The organism is Devosia sp. A449, assembly GCF_054489375.1.
This window is the reverse complement of the sequence record NZ_JBTMWU010000001.1, coordinates 747,279-767,198: the sequence shown is the minus strand read 5'-3', so window position 1 is coordinate 767,198 and position 19,920 is coordinate 747,279. Positions and strand designations below refer to the sequence as shown.

General features: G+C 62.1%; 22 protein-coding genes and 1 pseudogene. 5 read left to right on the top strand and 18 right to left on the bottom strand.

The window, feature by feature from the left end; translation table 11 throughout:
• Positions 1-7: 7 nt before the first annotated feature.
• The 10 genes and pseudogenes from ACX3OW_RS03775 to ACX3OW_RS03730 all read right to left on the bottom strand — a co-directional run bounded on the left by ACX3OW_RS03775 (position 8) and on the right by ACX3OW_RS03730 (position 7,534).
• On the bottom strand, positions 8-1,762 hold the full coding sequence (locus ACX3OW_RS03775) for a hypothetical protein (protein ID WP_459094399.1): 1,755 nt from the start codon (positions 1,760-1,762) through the stop codon (positions 8-10).
• A 141-nt stretch (positions 1,763-1,903) separates the two neighbouring features.
• Positions 1,904-2,539 carry a peroxiredoxin gene (locus tag ACX3OW_RS03770; protein WP_459094398.1) on the bottom strand — a complete coding sequence of 212 codons (636 nt, stop codon included), beginning with the start codon at positions 2,537-2,539 and terminating at the stop codon, positions 1,904-1,906.
• Between the two features lie 210 nt (positions 2,540-2,749).
• Complete coding sequence (locus tag ACX3OW_RS03765; RefSeq protein ID WP_459094397.1) at positions 2,750-3,253, bottom strand: CreA family protein; 504 nt, start codon at positions 3,251-3,253, stop codon at positions 2,750-2,752.
• A 63-nt stretch (positions 3,254-3,316) separates the two neighbouring features.
• The gene (locus ACX3OW_RS03760; protein WP_459094396.1) at positions 3,317-4,117 is read right to left on the bottom strand and encodes an amino acid ABC transporter permease; all 801 of its coding nucleotides are present in this window, start codon (positions 4,115-4,117) and stop codon (positions 3,317-3,319) included.
• Positions 4,118-4,285: 168 nt separating this feature from the next.
• Complete coding sequence (locus ACX3OW_RS03755; RefSeq protein WP_459094395.1) at positions 4,286-5,089, bottom strand: substrate-binding periplasmic protein; 804 nt, start codon at positions 5,087-5,089, stop codon at positions 4,286-4,288.
• Between the two features lie 68 nt (positions 5,090-5,157).
• Entirely contained in the window at positions 5,158-5,319 is a 162-nt protein-coding gene (locus tag ACX3OW_RS03750) for a YegP family protein (RefSeq protein ID WP_459094796.1), read from the bottom strand.
• Between the two features lie 51 nt (positions 5,320-5,370).
• Positions 5,371-5,526: pseudogene (locus tag ACX3OW_RS03745) on the bottom strand (YegP family protein); the annotation flags it as partial.
• Positions 5,527-5,607: 81 nt separating this feature from the next.
• Entirely contained in the window at positions 5,608-5,835 is a 228-nt protein-coding gene (locus ACX3OW_RS03740) for a hypothetical protein (RefSeq protein ID WP_459094394.1), read from the bottom strand.
• 67 nt (positions 5,836-5,902) lie between these two features.
• Positions 5,903-6,112 carry a cold-shock protein gene (locus ACX3OW_RS03735; RefSeq protein ID WP_459094393.1) on the bottom strand — a complete coding sequence of 70 codons (210 nt, stop codon included), beginning with the start codon at positions 6,110-6,112 and terminating at the stop codon, positions 5,903-5,905.
• A gap of 939 nt (positions 6,113-7,051) precedes the next feature.
• Positions 7,052-7,534, bottom strand: a complete 483-nt coding sequence (locus ACX3OW_RS03730; RefSeq protein ID WP_459094392.1) for a hypothetical protein — start codon at positions 7,532-7,534, stop codon at positions 7,052-7,054.
• Positions 7,535-7,675: 141 nt separating this feature from the next.
• Between ACX3OW_RS03730 and ACX3OW_RS03725 the strand changes: the two genes are divergently transcribed.
• Complete coding sequence (locus ACX3OW_RS03725; protein ID WP_459094391.1) at positions 7,676-8,746, top strand: DNA cytosine methyltransferase; 1,071 nt, start codon at positions 7,676-7,678, stop codon at positions 8,744-8,746.
• A gap of 9 nt (positions 8,747-8,755) precedes the next feature.
• On the opposite strand, the gene ACX3OW_RS03720 is transcribed toward ACX3OW_RS03725, so the two are convergent.
• The 3 genes from ACX3OW_RS03720 to lepA form a co-directional block, all read right to left on the bottom strand.
• Positions 8,756-9,463: an MAE_28990/MAE_18760 family HEPN-like nuclease gene (locus ACX3OW_RS03720; RefSeq protein ID WP_459094390.1), complete on the bottom strand. Its 708-nt coding sequence runs from the start codon at positions 9,461-9,463 to the stop codon at positions 8,756-8,758.
• On the bottom strand, positions 9,460-10,542 hold the full coding sequence (locus tag ACX3OW_RS03715) for a DUF262 domain-containing protein (RefSeq protein WP_459094389.1): 1,083 nt from the start codon (positions 10,540-10,542) through the stop codon (positions 9,460-9,462). The genes ACX3OW_RS03720 and ACX3OW_RS03715 overlap by 4 nt, the downstream gene beginning before the upstream one ends.
• A 300-nt stretch (positions 10,543-10,842) precedes the next feature.
• On the bottom strand, positions 10,843-12,648 hold the full coding sequence (gene lepA / locus ACX3OW_RS03710; protein WP_459094388.1) for a translation elongation factor 4: 1,806 nt from the start codon (positions 12,646-12,648) through the stop codon (positions 10,843-10,845).
• A gap of 157 nt (positions 12,649-12,805) precedes the next feature.
• Between lepA and ACX3OW_RS03705 the strand changes: the two genes are divergently transcribed.
• Positions 12,806-13,621: an extensin-like domain-containing protein gene (locus ACX3OW_RS03705; protein ID WP_459094387.1), complete on the top strand. Its 816-nt coding sequence runs from the start codon at positions 12,806-12,808 to the stop codon at positions 13,619-13,621.
• 254 nt (positions 13,622-13,875) lie between these two features.
• On the opposite strand, the gene ACX3OW_RS03700 is transcribed toward ACX3OW_RS03705, so the two are convergent.
• Together ACX3OW_RS03700 and ACX3OW_RS03695 are read right to left on the bottom strand one after the other, a co-directional pair.
• Positions 13,876-14,382, bottom strand: a complete 507-nt coding sequence (locus tag ACX3OW_RS03700) for a hypothetical protein (RefSeq protein WP_459094386.1) — start codon at positions 14,380-14,382, stop codon at positions 13,876-13,878.
• 53 nt (positions 14,383-14,435) lie between these two features.
• Entirely contained in the window at positions 14,436-14,582 is a 147-nt protein-coding gene (locus tag ACX3OW_RS03695) for a hypothetical protein (protein ID WP_459094385.1), read from the bottom strand.
• Between the two features lie 105 nt (positions 14,583-14,687).
• On the opposite strand from ACX3OW_RS03695, the gene ACX3OW_RS03690 reads away from it, so the two are divergent.
• Together ACX3OW_RS03690 and ACX3OW_RS03685 are read left to right on the top strand one after the other, a co-directional pair.
• Entirely contained in the window at positions 14,688-15,614 is a 927-nt protein-coding gene (locus tag ACX3OW_RS03690) for a LysR substrate-binding domain-containing protein (protein WP_459094384.1), read from the top strand.
• Between the two features lie 139 nt (positions 15,615-15,753).
• Positions 15,754-17,010: an NAD(P)/FAD-dependent oxidoreductase gene (locus ACX3OW_RS03685; protein WP_459094383.1), complete on the top strand. Its 1,257-nt coding sequence runs from the start codon at positions 15,754-15,756 to the stop codon at positions 17,008-17,010.
• 198 nt (positions 17,011-17,208) lie between these two features.
• On the opposite strand, the gene ACX3OW_RS03680 is transcribed toward ACX3OW_RS03685, so the two are convergent.
• Positions 17,209-18,246 (bottom strand): aldo/keto reductase, encoded by a 1,038-nt coding sequence (locus ACX3OW_RS03680; RefSeq protein WP_459094382.1) that lies wholly within the window; start codon positions 18,244-18,246, stop codon positions 17,209-17,211.
• A gap of 61 nt (positions 18,247-18,307) precedes the next feature.
• Between ACX3OW_RS03680 and trhO the strand changes: the two genes are divergently transcribed.
• On the top strand, positions 18,308-19,348 hold the full coding sequence (trhO, locus tag ACX3OW_RS03675) for an oxygen-dependent tRNA uridine(34) hydroxylase TrhO (protein WP_459094381.1): 1,041 nt from the start codon (positions 18,308-18,310) through the stop codon (positions 19,346-19,348).
• Here the strand turns inward: trhO and ACX3OW_RS03670 are convergent.
• Together ACX3OW_RS03670 and ACX3OW_RS03665 are read right to left on the bottom strand one after the other, a co-directional pair.
• Positions 19,345-19,659 carry a HigA family addiction module antitoxin gene (locus ACX3OW_RS03670; protein ID WP_459094380.1) on the bottom strand — a complete coding sequence of 105 codons (315 nt, stop codon included), beginning with the start codon at positions 19,657-19,659 and terminating at the stop codon, positions 19,345-19,347. The two genes, trhO and ACX3OW_RS03670, sit on opposite strands and share 4 nt — an antisense overlap.
• Complete coding sequence (locus tag ACX3OW_RS03665) at positions 19,631-19,915, bottom strand: type II toxin-antitoxin system RelE/ParE family toxin (protein WP_459094379.1); 285 nt, start codon at positions 19,913-19,915, stop codon at positions 19,631-19,633. The genes ACX3OW_RS03670 and ACX3OW_RS03665 overlap by 29 nt, the downstream gene beginning before the upstream one ends.
• Positions 19,916-19,920: the final 5 nt, after the last annotated feature.

Below are 19,920 nucleotides of genomic sequence, written 5' to 3'. Positions count from 1 at the left end.
CGCCCTTTCAGTTCAGCGGCAGATTGACGGCATAGATTTGCAGCGCCGCCTCCGGCGGGCTGATCGGAGCCAGCCAGGGCCAGGAAAGTCCGGCAAAATCGGGCAGGCCGGTCAGTGCCTGATTGGCCGGCAGGCCGCGACAGAACACCAGATAATCCAGCTGCCGCTCGGTGGCGACCGCCCGGGCCTCGGCCTCGCTGCCGGAGTAGAACCGGATCAGATCGGCAAGCCCGGCTTCATTGCGGTGATAGCCTGCCGAGACGATGGAATGGGGCGTTTCAAGCAGCAATTGCGGCCCGATCAGCAGGAAGCTCATCAGCCGACTGGGCGGCAGGGCGGCCAGCGGCTCATAGCCACTCCGTTCGAGGCAAGCCTGCAAGCTAGGCGAGGAGGAACTGGTGTCCCCCGGCGCCAGCAGCGCGGAAACGTAGGTGAAGAGCGTCCAGTGCGCTGCGCCCATGAAAGCCAGAACCGTCATCGCCGCCCCGGCGGCGGCGGCCAGTGTCTGGCGGCGGCGAAACCACGCCCAGACCTGCACCACCAGCCAGGCGGGCGCCGGCAGGATGGCCACGCTGAGCAAGCGGAAGCCGCGCACCTGCAGGCAGAACACGGCGAACAGGGCGAGGCAGAACAAGGCCAACACCAGCCAGCGCCAGCGCTGTTCGGGCGGCACCAGCGCCGGCACCAGCAGCGCTACCGCCATCCCAAGCACCGGCAGAATGAGCAAAGCCCGTTGTTGCAACTGCACCTGCGTGAGCCAGACCCAGGCCGGCATCGCCTCGCCGATTTCGGGCATCAGGATCGCGGCCAGGCCGGCGTCGAGATTGCCGTAAGGACCATTGTGGCACTCTGGAAACAGCCAGAGCACCACCGCCATGGCGAGCCCCGCCAGCAGCGCCAACGCCAGCAGCCGGGTGCCCGGATGACGCAACAACGGGGTCGCCAGCACGGCGGCGAGCATCGCCAGACCGTAGCCGATGCCGGCGACCAGATAGGTGATCGAAAGCGCATCGCAGGCTCCGGAGAGCCAGCTGGTCATTGGGCTGGCCGCCAGCAGATGCAGCAGCAGCGCCGCCGGGAAACTGGCGGCGAAGGCCAGAACCTGCCGTTGCCCGCCGCGCGGCTCAACCAGCCAATAAAGCGCAAAACAGACCAAGGCGGCGATGACCGAGGGCAGCACCTCGGTGCCGATGGCAATGCCAGTCGCGGCGACAATGCCGGCGGCCACGGCCCAGCCGACACTATGACGCCCCAATATGCTGGCCAGGATCAGCGCCAGAGTCAGCGCGATCTGGACATTGTGATGATCCACCCGGCCGGGGATGAATTCAGTATAGACGGCGATGGCCATGGCCAGCAGCGCCAGCGCCGGCAGTCGGGCCGCCGGGCCGGCCAAGCGTTCGGTCAATTCGGCGAGCAGCGCCACCACCACCAGCAGCAGCAGCAGCGGCCAGACAAAGGCTGCCCAATAGGGGGCGGCGTCATGGGCGAATGGCGTAAAAACGGCCATGAGCAGCGCCAGCGGCGCATCGATCAGCCGCGACCAGTGCATCGGCGCGCCGAATGGGGTGTTGTCGCGATATTGCAGCGTGTCGGTCCACGCTTGGCCGTTGAACAGATCCACAGCCTGGACGAGGCGCATCGCGTCGTCACCAGAGACGCTCAAGAGGGCGCCGGTGACCATGGCCGACAGGCCGAGCGCGGTGGCAATGACCGCCCAGGTCAAAGCGAGCTGAACCCACTTATTTGTCACCCAACTCATGCGCTGCCCCCACTCCCGTCCGGCAGAGCCTTAGCAATTGCGGGTTAAGCGCTCTTAAAGCCGGTGCAGTCGAGCGGCACGAAAAAGGGCGGTGGGATGAACCACCGCCCAGTTGTCAGGGAGAAAATCAGGGACGCTCGTCTAGCCCAAAGGCTGGGGCACAATGCGCAGATAGGGCTTCAGTTCCTTCCAGCCATCAGGATATTTCACCTTGGCGGCTTCGTTGGAGACGGAGGGGACGATGATGACGTCCTCGCCATTCTTCCAGTTGACCGGGGTGGCGACCTGATGCTTGGCCGTGAGCTGCAGGCTGTCGATGACGCGGATCACCTCATCGAAATTGCGGCCGGTGGAGGCCGGATATTCGATCTTGAGCTTCACCTTCTTGTCCGGGCCGATAACGAAGACCGACCGCACAGTCAGCGTATTGTCGGCATTGGGATGGATCATGTCGTACTGGCGGGCGACTTCGCCCTTGGGATCGGCCAGCAGCGGGAAATTCAGCGCCGTGCCCTGGGTTTCCGCAATGTCCTTGGCCCACACCTTGTGCTCTTCGATCGGATCGACCGACAGGCCCAGCACCTTGACGCCGCGCTTCTCGAATTCGGGCTTCAGCTTGGCGGTGTAGCCCAGCTCGGTGGTGCAGACCGGGGTGAAGTTCTTGGGATGGCTAAACAGCACCGCCCACGACCCATCGATATAGTCGTGAAAATGGATCGGACCTTCGGTGGAGTCGAGGGTGAAATCGGGGGCGTTATCGCCAATCAGGAGGGACATGGTTTCAACTTCTCTCGCGGGGCGCAACCGGCCCCAAAAAACGCTGCGGCTAGAATATCGTACTTCAGCCAGCCATTTGAAGCCGGCGGGATTAGAATGGTTTTATGTTTTGGGCAAGGTGTGCGCCAAGCCATTCCACGAGCACGGTATAAGGCAGGATGGCGGGGTTTCCGAGCGGCAATTGCGGGTCGCCGCTCGCCCCGATTGGACCTAGTTCTGCGGCCGGACCGGTGCGCCCTTGGTCCAGGTGACCTGTTCGGTGGCAAGCGGAATGACCGACAGGCTCATCTTGCCGCTGCCCTGCTGCACTTCGCGGGAATGGGCCAGATAGATCAGCGCATTATTGGCCGCGTCGTAAACCCGGGTGACGCGCAGCGATTTCCAGATCAGCGACCGGCCTTCCTTGAATATCTCCTCGCCGCCGGCGCGGGTAGCAATATCGCCAATGGTCAGCGGGCCGGTGACCGAGCAATCCAGCGCCGAATAGGACGGGTCCTCGAACCAGTTGCCCTGCTGCAGGCGATCGATGAAGGAGCGGTTGAAATAGGCCAGATGGCAGACGACGCCATCGACTTCCGGATCGGCCACCGCATCGATGGCGATATCATTGCCGGTCCAGTCGACGCCGACCGAACCGACCGAGCGGCTGTCGCCGCAGGCGGCAAGGGTGACGGCGACCAGGGCGGTCATGGCGAGGGCGGCGAAGCGGTTCATCGGCGGGCTCCTATAGGTCGGCCAGTAGATGGGGAGTTTGCCACGCCACGCAAGTGGAGACGGCTAATAACGCTGTTGGCGCAAGTGCCGCTCCAGCAGGCGCACCAGCAGCGACAGTGAAATGGTCATGGTGAGATAGAGGAAGGCCACCACATTATAGGTTTCAAAAAACAGGAAGCTGCCCGAGGAATAGACTTTGCCGAGCTGGGTGATGTCCTGCACGCCGAGCGCCGAAACCAAAGCGGAATCCTTGATCATCGACACGAAATCATTGGCCAACGGCGGCAGGATGGTGCGCAGCGCCTGCGGGAAAATCACCAGGCGGAAGCACTTCCAGCGGGAGAACCCGAGCGCGCGGGCTGCTTCGATCTGGCCGCGATCCACGGACTCGATGCCGGCGCGGAAAATCTCGGCGATAAAGGCCGAATAGCACACGGTGAGCGCCAGAATGGCGCGCCAGACGAAATCGAACTGGCGGATGGTGACCACGGCATCGAAGGGCTGCAACAGCCAGTTGACCCCGGCGATCAGCCCGGGCGCGCCGACAAAGGCGACATAGAACAGAAACACCAGCACCGGAATGCCGCGGATGATTTCCACGTAGAAAGTGGCCAGCTCGCGCAGCACGCGGTTTTGCGAGGTGCGGGCCAGGGCGATGAGCAGGCCAATCAGCGTGGCGGCGAAAAATGCGACCAGCGTCACCCAGATGGTGGTGACCACGCCACCCGACAGCGCCCGGAAAATCTGCGCATAGCCGGCATCGTCGGTGATGGCCCAGAGCCCGACCACAAACAACAGGCCGATGGCCAGCAGCCACCACGGCGTGCGGGACAGGACGGACGGTTTGCGGGGGAGATAGGTCATAAAGCTCGCAATGCGGACCGAAGGCTAGGGCGCCGAGTATGCGCCTGCTCTCCCGGCAGGGGGATAAGGTGGGGTGGGGCCATTCCCTGAAGTGGAGTGGCCAAAGGCCCCTCACCCGGCGCTGCGCGCCGACCTCCCCCCAAAGGGAGAGGTGAGCGGCGTTAGCGCTTACTGGGCCGAGTTATAGTCGAAGAACCATTTCTGTTCGATCGCCGCCATGGTGCCGTCGGCCTTGATCTGGGCGAGGGCGGCGTTGATCGGGGCGGCGAGGTCGGAGCCAGGGGTGAGGATGAAGCCGAAATCCTCGGTGCCCAGCGGTTCACCGACAATCTTGAAGGCGCCCGGATTGGCACCGATATAGCCATTGGCCGAGGTTTGATCCATCAGCACGGTATCGACATCGCCCGATTGCAGCGCCTGCACCGAGGTGCCAAAGGTTTCGAACAGCTTGATGCGCGGATTGGCTTCGTCGCCATCGAGCACGTCATAGACGGCGACGTAAAAATTGGTGGTTCCGGCCTGGGCTCCAACCAGGAATTCGGCATTGGCGCCGAAGGTCGCCGCGTCGGCGAAGCGGGATTCATCGGCGCGCACCAGCATCAACTGCTGGCTGGTGAGATAGCTGTCGGAAAAATCGATCTGGCTTTTGCGCTCATCATTGATGGTGATGCCGTCCATGCCGACATCGAACTGGCCGTCGCGCACCGCCTGGATCATCACGTCCCAGCTGGCCAGCTGCCAATCGACCTTGGCATTGAGGCGCTTGGCGATCTCGTTGAACAGATCATATTCGAGCCCGATGCCCTCGCCGGTCGCCGGATCGCTGAAATTGAGCGGGACATAGGCGTTTTCGGTGACCGCGACGATGCTGCGGCCAGCCAGATCGGGCAGCGCGTCCTGCGCCTGCGCGGCGGGCAGCGTGAGCGCCAGAACCGTGGCGGCGGCGGCAAGAATACCGGTGCGTGCAAACATGAAATCCGTCTCCCGAGCAATGTTTGACCGGGAGACTAGACTAGAGCAACCACCCTTGGAATGGGGTTTTATGCCTCGTCGGCGATGGCGGCGCCCGGGCCGTTCTTCTTCAGCGATTCAATGGCGTTCACGGCGCTGGCCTTGGCCTTGTAGGTTTCGGTGCGCGCCATGGTTTCGCCATTGGAGGCGACGAAGCGCACGAAATGCTGGCCATCCTTGGAGGCGACGATTTCGAAGCGATAGCCCGAACCGGTCTCGTCCTTGGACAGATCGACCGTCGCCGCATCGGGCGCATTTTTCTTCAGCGACTCGATGGCCGATTTGGCGCTGGCCTTGGCCTTGTAGTTTTCCGACCAGAAGATCTTCTCGGAATTATACGAGAAATCGAACTTGAACTGATCATTCGCTGCGGCGGTGACGTTGAATTTATGCGCCATGACGCTGGCCTCCCTCAAACATGCAGCCCCAGGCCGCTGGAGGAAAGACTAGCCGGAGTTGCGCGAATTGGAAGGGGAAATTTATGCCCCCTGAACGGGTTCAGCATGGCCCGCTTCGCTGCGCAGGGGCTGCAGATCATTTTCGCTGACGATGCGCAAATGGGTCTCGGCCTTGGCCTGCACCTTGTATTGCACGCCATGCCCCTCATAGGGCAGCAGCGCCACGATCTTGCATTCGCCGGCGCGGCGGGTGCTGCTGCCGCGATTGGGCAGGAGATCCAGGGTCTGGCCGACTTTGTATTTATGCATGTCACGCTCCCGAAAAGGAGCCGGCCGGCGCCCAGCAGGAGCGCCGACCGGCGGAATTTAGCTGAGACTAGAGCACGGCCAGATTGGTGGCGCTGGCGCGGCCGTCGCGGCCCTTTTCGACTTCGAAGCTGACCTTCTGCCCATCGGCAAGGCCGGAAAGGCCGGCGCGCTCGACAGCCGAGATATGCACGAAGGTGTCGGCGCTGCCGTCATCCGGCTGGATGAAGCCGAAGCCCTTGGTGGAATTGAAGAATTTAACCGTGCCGTTGATGGCCATGAGACGTTTTCCTTCGAAGCCCGCGCCGAACAGCGAACGAGCAATTCCCCCGCCGCAACACGCGGGCAGAGGCTGGCGACGTTCGCAAAGATGTGGGGTTCGCCCAAAGGCAAGCCGTGCAAGGCTGAAAACGTGGATGACCCTAGCAGCAAGCGCCCCGGCGAACAAGCAAGTCCGGGGGCAGCCAAGCCCCGCGCGCCGCGCATGCGCCAGCGCCGGACGGCGCCGACGCCTCCGGGGAAAATTGAACGAGCGGAGCCCCGAGGCGGCGATCGCCTCGATGGATAGTAAAGAGTGAGGTGATCGTCGCCTCGGGGCGTCGGGTTTTTCTCGGAAGGCAGACCGCAAGCCCCAGCATGGACCCGTAGCCCCATGCCCGAATGCCCCATCCGCACAGCCCAGGGCGGAGCGCGACCTCCCCCCTCCCGACCGTCTTGCCGGACACCGGTCGCTGCAGCGCCGCCCGTATCCCGGAAAGATGGGAGCAGTATGCGCCAGGATTTGGAAGGGGGGATAAGATGGATAAGTGGGGTGTTCCGGGCGCGCCAAAAACGCGATGTCATCCCGGCCTTGAGCCGGGACCCATCCTGAGGTGCTGGGGGCCTGTCCACCTCGCGGCTGTGGCACGATCTCGAGATGGGCCCCGGCTCAAGGCCGGGGTGACACCGAGAATGGGGGGAGCAGGTGCGTCATTGTAGCTGGGAAGCTGGATCACCGGGACGGGCCCGGTGATGACGGTGGGGACGGGCACGCATCTTTCCGCCGTCATTGCCCTTCTGGTCCGGGCAATCCATGCCGCTCATCACCTCCCGCTATCGTCACCCTCGGGCTTGACCCGAGGGGGTTGCACTGGCTGCGGTAAGGGAAGTGCTGAGCCCTCGGGTCAAGCCCGAGGGTGACGCGCGGTGGGGGGAGCAACGAACCGCGCCAGACCATGCCTCACCGCCGCTTATACTGCTCAAGCTGCTTGGCCAGCTGGTCGCGCAGATCGCGCAGGCGGGCGGCATAGGCTGCGTTCTGATGCGCCGGCACCGGCGGCGCCAGCTTGGGCCGCAAGCGCGCCACCGGCAGCGACGTGTCGCCGCTCACCGTCCAGACAAAGGCATTGAGATCGCCCCGCCATACCATATTGGCCGCCTCCCACGCCGCCAGCTCGGCCAGCGCCTGCCCCAATTGCGTGGCCAGTCCACCATAATCGGGCGCCGCCACCGGCAACGGATACCCCACCACCAGAAACGGCAGCGCCTCGCGCAACAGCGCCTCCGCCACCATGCCGGTATGCGCCGACACCACCCCCTGCGGCCGCCGCGTCGCCACCGGCGCGATCTGGGTTTGCAGAGCCGTGAGCTTTAGCCACAACGCCTCATGCCGCGCGGCAAGGGCGTGGGTGACGGGCGGGAGGGTGCGTTTGCGGCGGGGCATTTTGAGGGGACTCCTGCGGCGGGGTGCCGGAGAGGAGAGGGTAAGGCGGGGTGGAGGGGCGGGGATAAGATTTTGCACTGCGGTGCTGCCCTGCGGATCGATGGATTCGCTTTGTTCCTAAGTCGTGCTAGCAAATGGTTCATGCGAACAAAGGATGAAATCGATTCGGTTAAGGCACCGCTGAAGGTCAGAGTCGTTGACCTATTTTGCGGGGCGGGCGGGCTTGCCTATGGGCTCAAGTCTGCTGGATTTGAAATCGCCGCAGGCGTCGATTTAGACCCGGCTTGCCGCTACCCATTTGAAGCCAATTGTGGTGGAAAATTTGTCGAGAAGAGCGTTGAGGACGTTACTATCCCCGAGCTTGAGGGATGGTTCGGTGACGCCGACGTTCGAATTCTAGCCGGGTGCGCACCTTGCCAGCCGTTTTCCAGCTATTCGCAAAGCAGAAAAACACCTGACGCTCGTTGGGAGTTGCTTCGCTCTTTTCTAGCCCTTGCTATTGGGCTAAGGCCCGAAATAGTGACGATGGAAAATGTCCGGGGGTTGGCTGGCCGACCAATCTGGAACGAATTTGTCGGGGGCCTGGAGGCGGCCGGCTATAATGTCTCATGGGACCAAGTCCTTTGCAGTGATTTTGGCGTACCGCAATCTCGTAAAAGACTCGTGCTCCTCGCTTCACTCGTAGGGCCTATTGCAATACCCCAGGCATATGGCAGCCCGGTCAAGACAGTAAGGGATGCTATCTCGGGCCTGCCAGCACTTGATGCTGGTCAGGCAGATCCCAAAGACTCGATGCATGTCGCCTGCAAATTGAGCGAGACCAATGTTCGGCGCATAAAGGCCTCGAAAGCAGGTGGCACTTGGCGAGATTGGCCGAAAGAGCTCAGAGCGGCATGCCATGTGAAGGAAAGCGGCGAAACATATCCGTCAGTGTACGGCCGCATGTCTTGGGACGAGCCGTCCCCAACAATGACCACACAGTGCTTTGGGTATGGAAATGGTCGATTTGGGCATCCGACGCAAGACAGAGCTATCACTCTGAGAGAGGCCGCAATCCTACAGTCGTTTCCTGCCTCCTATGCATTTGTCCCCAAAGGCGAGCGGCCAACCTTTGCAAAAGTCGGAATGCTCATCGGCAACGCCGTACCTCCCAAACTAGCCGAAGCAATTGGCTCAAGTATTCTAACGCATTTGCACGACGTCAACGCATAATGGCCGGGTTCACTTTTTATCCGACCGGAGAAACTCCTTCTGCGTGACGTACCTTTCGAACGACAACACTACTGCATCAATGTAGTTTAGTGTTGCGTCCGCAATCTCGTTAATCTCGCCCAGCGTTTTTTCTCGTCCGCCATCCTCAAACGTCATATTGCCGTGTGCAAGATCGTTTCGACGCTTCATGACATAGTACATTCGAGATTTGTCATTAAAAAATGGCGACCTGGCAGCCTTCCTAACGTCAACCGCAACCTGCAAACGACAACCCAATCTTTCGGCAACAGCCGCTATTTTTTCGTCATCCCAATTGCCCGACATCTTAGGCGGAGGTACTGGAGGACTTTTTTTACGCTCAGCTAGGACGAGGCTAAGCTCCAAGGTTCTAGAAAACCTCGTATCTTCCGACATCAACACATGCGTGCCTGCCGACTGCCGTGCCCACTCCGCAAACAGCCTAGCCTCGTAGTGTACAGGTTCATGGTCAGCGACTGCCGTCATTACCTCTTTGAGTGCGCCCCCCATCACGGCCTCTACAATATTGTAGAGATGGACCAACAAACCAGCTTTCGAGATTGCAACGTGCCGCCTATCGATTGATCCAGTGATCTCGCCGCCGGATTGGCCAACGCGCGCCTCGAGAAAACTCACAACGTGTCTGTGGCTATCGAACTCCGAGCGGCGGTCCCTGAGCAGGTCAATTACGGCCCTCATTTGTTCAGCAGCTCATCGCGAACACACTTGATTCTAGCGACCAACCTACTACGCACATTTGCTGCATCAGATCGCGTCACCTCCTCGAATCTCGAAGATCTTACAATAGACCCCGCATCGGGCACGTTAATTAGCATTTGCGGCTTGATGTCCAGAGCAAGTGAAGATCCAACAGCTATCGCCTCAAAACGAACGCGAGGTATCTGCGCGCCTTTGACGGATTTTCTAAAACCATTTGGAAACGCACTTTCAACGAACGCGAGCATTTCTAGGAACGATTTTTTGGAAGCGTCCAATATCTCCGGGTTACTTTTGGCCTGCTCATTGGCTCGCTTGATCCATGCGTAGATATACCGACTAGGATCGTCCCTGTAATTTTGGAACTCACCGTCCAACCCAAACCCGTCCTTGTAAACGAAGAAGCGGGTTACCAGCTCCTCTCGTTCGCGCTCCTGAATAGCCTTCTGGCTCAAGGGTGTCATTTCGACAAATTTCAGGTCTTTGGACAGCTCAAGGATCAAGTCGTTGAACGGCCCCGGCAAAGAACCGCGCCTAATCTCGGCCTCATTTGCCTGCCGTCCGCCAGTATTGATACGGCGGAACATCTCAGTTCGAGTTTCTGGATCGGTCCCTTCTTCAAGAACGATCCCGCGAATTGATCGATTGCCCAGCTTTTGCCGCCTAGCTGTCTCAAGATCCTGGTATCTAAATCCATTCAGCGCTTCTAGAAGCTCAAGCCCGCGAAGTTTTAAATCGTTGTCCATGAATTTTTGCAATGTTCGCAGGCGCTGCGATCCATCGACGATTTCGAAACGCCCCTCACCATCTTCGTAGTAAAAAAGAAACGGGATTGGCAATCCAATAATAACAGATTCAATGAACTCTGACTGTCTAACGTCGTTCCAAACCATATTTCTCTGATACTCAGGAACGTAATATACTTCTGTCCTCATCCTCTCTACAAGGTAATCAACAGTAAACTCCGTTACATCAAATCGGATTGTTTTTGAGGCACCGCGAATCGCCTCCTCTGCCGTTATCTTCTGTAAATCTGTCGGCCCGGAACGTTTATTTGCCATATCTCACCCTGCTCTCGCGCTAGACGCCAGCTTAGCCCTGGTATTGTTTAGCTCAATAGGCATCAGTCCCGTTAGCTCGGCAAGCTAGCAGGTTACATTCTCCGGACTTTTGTATGCGTCACGTCGTAGCCCGGCCTGTGCCGGGTGACATGGGAAGAGGGCTGAGAGCGTCGGGGGCTTAGCGCTTGGAGAGAGATACCCCACCCTGCTCGATCACGGACTTAGCAAGCCAAGTCCTATCTCGCCTCCCTCCCCGCAAGGGGGAGGGTGAAGGCTGAGGTGAGGTGAGGTAGGCGAAGCCTACTCGTCGCCCATTTTCAGCGCCTTGATAAACGCTTCCTGCGGGATGTCGACGTTGCCGTATTGGCGCATTTTGGCTTTGCCCTTTTTCTGCTTTTCCAGCAGCTTGCGCTTACGGGTGGCGTCGCCGCCATAGCACTTCGCCGTCACGTCCTTGCGCATGGCGCGGACGGTTTCGCGGGCGATGATCTTGCCGCCAATGGCGGCCTGGATCGGGATCACGAACAGATGCGGCGGGATCAGATCCTTGAGCTTTTCGCACATGATGCGGCCGCGGGTTTCGGCCACGCTGCGGTGCACCAGCATCGACAGCGCATCGACATGCTCGGCATTGACCAGCACGGTCAGCTTGACCAGATCGCCGGGGCGATAATCGGCCAAGACATAGTCAAAGCTGGCATAGCCCTTGGAAATCGACTTCAAGCGATCGTAGAAATCGAACACCACTTCGTTGAGCGGCAGATCGTATTCCACCAAAGCGCGGGTGCCGACATAGCTCAGATTGCGCTGGATGCCGCGACGGTCCTGGCACAGCTTGAGGATCGAGCCGAGATATTCGTCGGGCGTCAGAATGGTCGCCTTGATCCAGGGCTCGCGGATTTCCTCGATCTTCATCACGTCCGGCAGATCGGCCGGATTGTGCAGCATGACGGTGTCGCCATTGGTCATGGCGATTTCGTAAACCACCGAAGGGGCGGTGGCGATCAGATCGAGATTGAACTCGCGGGAGAGCCGCTCCTGAATGATTTCGAGATGCAGCAGGCCCAAGAAACCGCAGCGGAAGCCGAAGCCGAGCGCGGCGCTGGTTTCCATTTCATAGGAGAAGCTGGCGTCGTTGAGGCGCAGCTTGCCCATGGCAGCGCGCAGCTCTTCGAATTCGGAGGCATCCACCGGGAACAAGCCACAGAACACGACTGGTTGCGCCGGGCGGAAGCCCGGCAGGGGTTCACTCGTTGGCTTGCGGTCGTCGGTGATGGTATCGCCGACATTGGTATCGGCGACTTCCTTGATGCCGGCGGTGAAGACGCCCAATTCGCCGGGGCCCAGCTCCTTGACCTCGACCAGCTTGGGCGTGTTGACGCCGACGCGGTCGAGTTCATAGACGGCGTTCGACGCCATCATGCGGATTTTCTGGCCCTTTTTCATCACGCCGTCGATGATGCGGACCAAGACGACAACGCCGAGATAGGTGTCGTACCAGCTATCGACCAGCAGCGCCTTGAGCGGCAGATTGATGTCGCCCTTGGGGGCGGGCAGGCGATGCACGATGGCTTCGAGCACGGTGTCGATGCCGATGCCCGACTTGGCGGAGATTTCCAGCGCTTCGGACGCGTCGAGGCCGATGACGTCCTCGATCTGCTGCTTGACGCGCGGAATATCGGCGGCGGGCAGATCAACCTTGTTGAGCACCGGCACGATTTCGTGGCCGGCATCGAGCGCGTGATAGACATTGGCGAGGGTCTGCGCCTCGACGCCCTGGGAGGCGTCGACGACCAGCAGCGAGCCTTCCACGGCGGCCATGGAACGAGAGACTTCATAGGCGAAGTCGACGTGGCCGGGGGTGTCGATCAGGTTGAGAATATAGGTCTCGCCATTCTGCGCCGTGTAGGACAGCCGAACGGTCTGGGCCTTGATGGTGATACCGCGCTCGCGCTCGATATCCATATTGTCGAGCACCTGCTCTTTCATCTCGCGCAGGTCGAGCCCCCCTGTCGTCTGGATCAGACGATCGGCGAGCGTGGACTTGCCATGGTCGATATGGGCGACGATGGAAAAATTGCGGATGTGGGAAAGCGGCGTTGTCATGCCCGCGCTGATAGCAGAACTGCGCGAAGCCGCAAAGATGGTTTAGTGAGGGTTAAACACAAGGCAGTCGGCAGCTTTTGCATGGCTCGCACGTTGGAGGGGAATCATTATCCCATTCAAGCTCATCGCCCTGGCCCCGCTGCTGCTCACCGCGCCGGTGCTGGCCCAGGATTTTCTCGGACCGCTCAATGATTTTGTCGAGACGCTGACCGCGCCCAAGCCGGCGCCGCCGGCACCATCGCGACCGGCGCCAAAGGTGGTTGCGCCGACAGTGGCCACGCCACCGCCCGTGCCAAGGCCACGTCCGCCCAGCCTGCCGGAGGCGCCGCAGGTGACGCCGCCGCAGGTGGAACCGGAACAGAAGCCGGAGACCGAGGCCGAGCCGGAGGCTACGCAAGCGGCGGAGCCGGCGCGGATCTATCAGGTGGCGTGTCCCGCGGTGTTATTGGGGCTGGTGGCGGCGGAGATGGCGCCGCCGCTGAGCGAGGAGGCCTGCGGGGAACAGTCGCCGCTGGTGGTGACGGGGGTGTTGAGCCGGGGGCGGATGGTGAAGCTGAGTACGCCGATCACCACCAATTGCCAGATGGCCAGCGCCCTACCCCGCTGGGTCGAGACGGTGGATGGCTATGCCGAGGCGATGCTGGGGAGCGCGCTGGCCGCGGTGAATACCGGCACCAGCTATATGTGCCGCAAGCGCAACAATGCGGCAGCGGGTTTTGTCTCCGAGCATGGCTTTGCCAATGCGGTGGATGTGACCGGATTTACCCTGGCGGATGGGCGCAGCATCGATGTGACGGCGAACTGGTTGCCGGCAGCGCAGCCCGAGGGACGGCTGTTGCGGCTGGCGCATGATGCGGGCTGCGCCGGCTTTACCACCACGCTGGGCCCGGAAGCCAATGCGGAGCATGCCGACCATCTGCACCTCGATCTCGGGTGCCATGGGGCGAGTTGTGAGGCGCGGATTTGTGAGTGAGGGGCTCGCGGAGAGCCCCCCTTCCTGCTCGATCACGGACTTAGCAAGGGCTAAGTCCTATCTCGCTTCCCTCCCCGCAAGGGGGAGGGTGGCAGACTGATAGCTCTGTGCAGGATTTTTGCAGTCGACACCCTCCCCCTTGCGGGGAGGGATCAAGGGTGGGGGTGGTTTGGCCCGATATCGGGGCTCTCGTCACCCCCTCCTAGCCTCCCCCTTCAACGGGGAGGTACAGCGCGGTGGGTGGGAAAGATTGGTTATTGAGCGGGTGCGACCGGGGCGACAGGCGCAGCTTCAGGAGCGGGAACTGCTGCGGGTTCGACCGGGACGGCAGCGGCTGGCACGGGCGCAGCGGCGGGGGGTGGCAGGGCGGCGTAGATGGCGGTGACGGCGTCGACGCCGAGGCGGTCGGGGCTGCCATCGGTGCAATCGGGGGTGGTCTTTTCGACATCGGCCTTGACCTGGGCATAGGCGGTGCCGGCGCTGGCAACGTCCAGACCAAGAGCGGTTTCGAGGCGGCTGCGGTCAACCGCCATGCCGGTGACGATATTGGGCTCGAGGGCAATGGCGCAGAGCTCGATCACCGCCTGGGTGGCGTAAAAGCCGGTCAGCATATTGGCTTGCTTGGGCGAGGTATTGAGCTTGGCGGCCGGGTCGATGACGACATCGGGGGTGGCGGCTGGAGCGGCGGGGGCGACCGGCTGGGCCAGTACGGGGCCGAGCGAGAGGGCGAGAATGGTGAGCGCGGCGAGAGGGCGGATCATCGGGGGCTCCTATGGGGCGGTTTTCCACCCCCTTCAAAGCCCCGATTATGGCCTCAGCGCGGCGCGCGGTCGCAATAAGGGTGATGGACCGGCAGATCGGCCCAGTCGCGCAGCGACATGGTATCGGGATCGCGGGTGAGGCGATGGGGGGAGGCAGACGTGGTGAACAGGCGGGTGAAGCGCCGGACGAAGCTAGACATTTTGTGACCTCCTTTCAGGTCGAAATAGTGTTTACCTGCCCAAGATGGCCCTTGGGGACCGGCTGCGCAATGGACAAGGTCGCAGCCCCATTGTAGAAAAACTATATGGCCAATCCTTTTCCCGTTCCGCTGAATGCCCTGCGCGCCATCGAAATCGTGGCGCGGCGCGGTGCGCTGGCCCCGGCGGCCGAGGAATTGGGGGTGACCATCGGCGCGGTCAGCCAGCATTTGCGGCGGGCCGAGGAACGGCTGGGCATGGAGCTGTTCGAGCGCACTCCGGCCGGGCTGCGCCCGCTGCCGGTGCTGAAGGCGGCGCTGCCGCAGCTGACCGCCGGCTTTGCCGCCTTGCAGGATGGGCTGGCCGGGCTCAAGGGGAGCGACGAAGGCGTGCTCAACCTGACGGTGGGGAGCGTGTTTGCCTCGCGCTGGCTGATCTGGCGCATCACCAAATTCACCGCGCTCAACCCCGATATCGAGGTGCGGCTCAACGTGACCTCGTCGATGCTGGATTTGAGCCGGCCCGACGTCGATTGCGGCGTGCGCTTCGGGCATGGGCAATGGCCGGGGGTGAATGCCGAACTGGTGGGCGGGCGGGCCTATCAGCCGGTCTGTGCACCGGTGGTCGCCAAGCAGCTTAAGCACCCGGCCGATCTGGCCAATGTGCCGGTGATCCAGGATCAGACGACGATGCTGAGCTGGGATGCCTGGCGCAGCGAATTGGGACTGGACCCGACCATCCGGCTGACCGGGCCACTCTATTCGGATGCCTCGCTGGCTTTTGATGCGGCGATTGCCGAACAGGGCGTGCTGATGGCCGCCGACATGATGAGCGCCGACGCGGTGAGCGACGGGCGGCTGGTGCGGCCGTTCGAGCATTCGGTGGAAGGACCGCAGGGCTATTGGCTGGTGACCGGCAAGGGGCGGCGCGAGAGCCGCAAGGTGCGAGCGTTCCGCGCCTGGCTGGAGCATGAGGTGCCGGCCAGCGTGCATGGCTATCTCGGCCAGATACGGCACATGCCGGATGCGGGATGATTTTGCGTCTTTGTTGAGTTTTTCGGGATATTCACGCGTGAACAGCGGCAATGCTGCGTTTAGAGAGGCAAAACTACCGGCTACGCTCTGCTAGAATGTGCCGATAGAGTGAGCAAGACTGCAGTGGGGGCGGACATAGATGGCTGATGATGTGATTGTTCTGGGGGCCGGCATTGTCGGCGTGGCCACCGGGATTTACCTGTTGCGGCGCGGGCGCAGCGTGACGCTGATCGACCGGGGCGCGCCGGGGCAGGAAACCAGCTTCGGCAATGCCGGCATCATCCAGCGCGAAGGCGTGCGGCCGCACGCGTTTCCGCGCGATCTGGCGATGCTGCTGCAGGTAGGGCTGCATTTGAGCACGGCCGCGCGCTATGAGCCGCTGGCGCTGCCGCGACTGGCGCCGGCGCTGCTGCGCTATTGGTGGGCCTCATCGCCGGAATCCTATCGCAAGGTGGTGCAGAGCTATGCGCCGCTGATCGGCCGTTCGATCATCACCCATGCCGATCTGATGAAAGATGCCGGGCCGGCGGCCGAGGCGCTGGTGAGCAAGAGCGGATGGCTGCTGGCCTTCCGCAGCGACAAGGGGCTGCGCCGCGAGGCCGAAAAGGCGCGCGAGGATCATGACCAGTTCGGCATTTCGCACCGCGTGGTGGAATGGCCCGAACTCAAGCAGATGGAGCCGGCGCTCAAGGGCGGGCTGGCCGGGGCGATCCACTGGACCGACCCATGGACCGTGCGCGATCCCGGCGCGCTGGTCACCGAATATTTCAAGCTGTTCCAGCGGCTGGGCGGCAAGTTCGTTTCCGGCACCGCCAGCGGGCTGGAGCAGGACGCCAATGGCTGGACAGCCATTGTGGACGGGGTGCGCCATAGCGGCAAGCAGGCGGTGATCGCGCTGGGGCCGTGGGCGCCGGACGTACTCGACAAGCTCGGCTATCGACTGCCGCTCTTCGTCAAGCGCGGCTATCACATGCATTATGACAGCGAGCATGGGGCCAGCCTGAACCAGCTCGTGCTCGACCCCGAAGTGGGCTATGCGCTGGCGCCGATGGCGCGGGGCATTCGCCTGACCACCGGGGCCGAATTTGCCATGCGCGACGCGGCGCCCACTCCGGTTCAGCTCGACAAGGCCGAGCGGGCAGCGCGCGAACTGCTCGATCTCGGGCCAAGGCTGGATGCCCAGCCGTGGAAGGGCGCGCGACCCTGCACGCCCGACATGATGCCGATCATCGGCAAGGCGCCCCGCCACGACGGGCTCTATGTCGGCATCGGCCACGCCCATCACGGTTTCACCCTCGGGCCGGCCACCGGCGAATTGCTGGCGCAGGCGATGACCGGGGAAGAGACGGCGATCAATATCAAGCCGTTCGGAATGGAGCGGTTTTTGCACCGGTAGGGGTGTTGTTCAGCCTGAACGGCAGCATCGGCGTGTTTGGCCCACCCCACCCTCAATCCCTCCCCATCAAGGGGAGGGAGGCGCAGGTTGCGAGGCCGGTGTTCATCGTCTCCCTCCCCCTTGTGGGGAGGGATCAAGGGTGGGGGTGAGCCACCCACCGGCCTTGCGAAGAGACCTGGCGCAAGCGCCGCTCCCCTTTTAGCGCAGCCAGCCGGTGGGGCGGGGGTGGAGTTCCATCTGGCCGTCCTTGGTGGCGGCGTCGATGGCGGCGATTTCTTCGGCCGAGAGCGTCAGATTGTTCAGCACGCCGAGATTGTCCTTGAGCTGATCGAGGGTCCGCACGCCGACCAGTGCCGAGGTCATTTCCGGGCGGCGCAGCGCCCAGGACAAAGCCAGCTGCACCATGGTCTGGCCGCGCGAGCGGGCGATGTCGCCCAATCTGTCGACGGAAGCGAGCACGCGGGGCTCGATATGGCTGGCGCGCAGCGAGCCATTGGGATTTTCGCCGCGGGTGCCCGAGGTGTTGCCGGAATTATACTTGCCCGAGAGCACGCCCTGCGCCAGCGGCGAGAAGGCGATCATGCCGATGCCCAATTCGCCACAGGCGTCGATGGTGTGGTCGTTTTCGATCCAGCGATTGATCATCGAATAGGAGGGCTGATGGATGGTGGTGGGCACGCCCATATCCTTGAGGATGCGATGGGCTTCGCGGGTTTCGGCTTCCGGGTAGCTGGAAATGCCGACATAGAGCGCCTTGCCGCTGCGCACCGCATGGGCCAGCGCGCCCATGGTTTCCTCGAGCGGGGTCTCAGGATCAAAGCGGTGCGAATAGAAAATATCGACATAGTCGAGCCCGAGGCGCTTCAGCGACTGATCAAGGCTCGCCAGCAGATATTTGCGGCTGCCGAATTCGCCGTAGGGGCCGGGCCACATATTGTAGCCGGCCTTGGTGGAAATGATCAGCTGGTCGCGATAGGGGCGGAAATCGCGGGCCATGACCTGGCCGAATAATTCCTCGGAGGAGCCGGCCGGCGGGCCGTAATTATTGGCGAGATCGAAATGGGTGATGCCGTGATCGAAGGCATAGCCGAGGATTTCCATCGCCGAGGGATAGTCGCGGGTGCCGCCGAAATTCTGCCACAGGCCGAGGCTGATGACCGGCAGCTTGAGCCCGGAATTGCCCGAGCGGCGGTATTGCATAGAGTCATAGCGTGCCGTATCGGCCCGATAGGTCATGACGATCTCCCCACGATTTCTCGATTTGGCCCGGCGCGCGGGCAATGATATGAGCGGGCCGATGAACCCATGGCCGCGCGATATGAATGGTAATCTGCCCCAAGCCAATCAACCATACAAGGTGATGGCGATCTATAAATTTGCCGCCTTGCCGGACGCCGAGGCGATCCAGCCAAAGCTGGCCGCGCTCTGCGCTGCGCAGGGGATCAAGGGCACGCTGATCCTGGCGCCGGAGGGGATTAACGGCACCGTGGCGGGCACCATAGCGGCGATCGATGCGCTGGCCGACTGGCTGTTTGACGGGGCGGTGTTTGGTGGGCGGCTGGCCGGGGCGGAGGTGAAATATTCCACCGCCGAGGCGATGCCGTTCCTGCGGCTCAAGGTGCGGCTGAAGCCGGAAATCGTGACGCTGCGGGCGCCGGAGGCCAATCCGGCCGTGACGGTGGGCACCTATGTCGAGCCCGCGGACTGGAACCGGCTGATCGAGCGCAATGACGTGGTGCTGGTCGATACCCGCAATGATTATGAGGTCGGGCTGGGCACGTTCCAGCGGGCGCTCGACCCGTCCACGAAGAATTTCACCGAGTTCAAGGATTATGTGGCGACCCATCTCGATCCGGGCCGCGACAAGAAGGTGGCGATGTTCTGCACCGGCGGCATTCGCTGCGAAAAGGCGTCGAGTTATCTGTTGAGCCAGGGCTTTGAGGAGGTGTTTCACCTCAAGGGCGGCATCCTCAAATATCTCGAAGTGGTGCCGGAGCAGGATAGCCGGTTTGCCGGGGAGTGCTTTGTGTTCGACGAGCGCGTCTCGGTCGGCCATGGCTTGGTCGAGGGCGACGCCAGTTTGTGCCGCGCCTGCCGCCACCCGTTGACCCCGGATGATCGGGCCAGCCCCGACCATGTCGAAGGCGTCAGCTGCCCCCATTGCGTCGGCGAGGCCGACAAGCATGCGGCAGCCGCCGAACGGAAAAAGCAGATCGAGCTGGCCAAGGCGCGCGGCCTGTCCCATCTCGGCGACGACGCGGCAAGGCTGGCGGCGGAGCGCAAGGCGCTGAAACAAGCGCAGGCCGAAGCCTCGCGGGCGCGCAGTAAAGCGGGCTAGGCGGCGCGCGGTTCGATCCGGACCAGATCATCGCCGATGGAGCGGCGGCGTTCCATCAGGTCAAAATCAGCCTGTAGACCGAGGAAAAATCCCTCGGACATGCCGAAATAACGCGCCAGCCGCAGATCGGTATCGGCGGTGACGGCGCGCTTGCCGAGCACGATCTCATTGATGCGGCGCGGCGGCACATGTACGGCGCGCGCCAGCGCGTTCTGGCTAAGGCCCATCGGCCTGAGGAATTCTTCCAGCAGGATTTCGCCGGGATGCGGATTGGGCAGCAGCTCAGTCATGGTAGTCGACGATTTCGACATGGTTCGGTCCTCCTGTCTGCCAGACAAAACAGATGCGCCACTGATTATTGATGCGCAGGCTGTGCTGGCCGGCCCGATTGCCTTTCAGCGCTTCGAGACGGTTGCCGGGCGGCACACGCAAATCCTGTAGCAACTGCGCCTGATTGAGCAGACGCATTTTGCGCAGAGCGACCGACTGGATATCCGGCGGCAGCTTGCGACTGCGCCGGCCGGTCCAGATCAGCTCAGTCTCAGCGCTGGCGAAGCCCTGGATCATGGCCG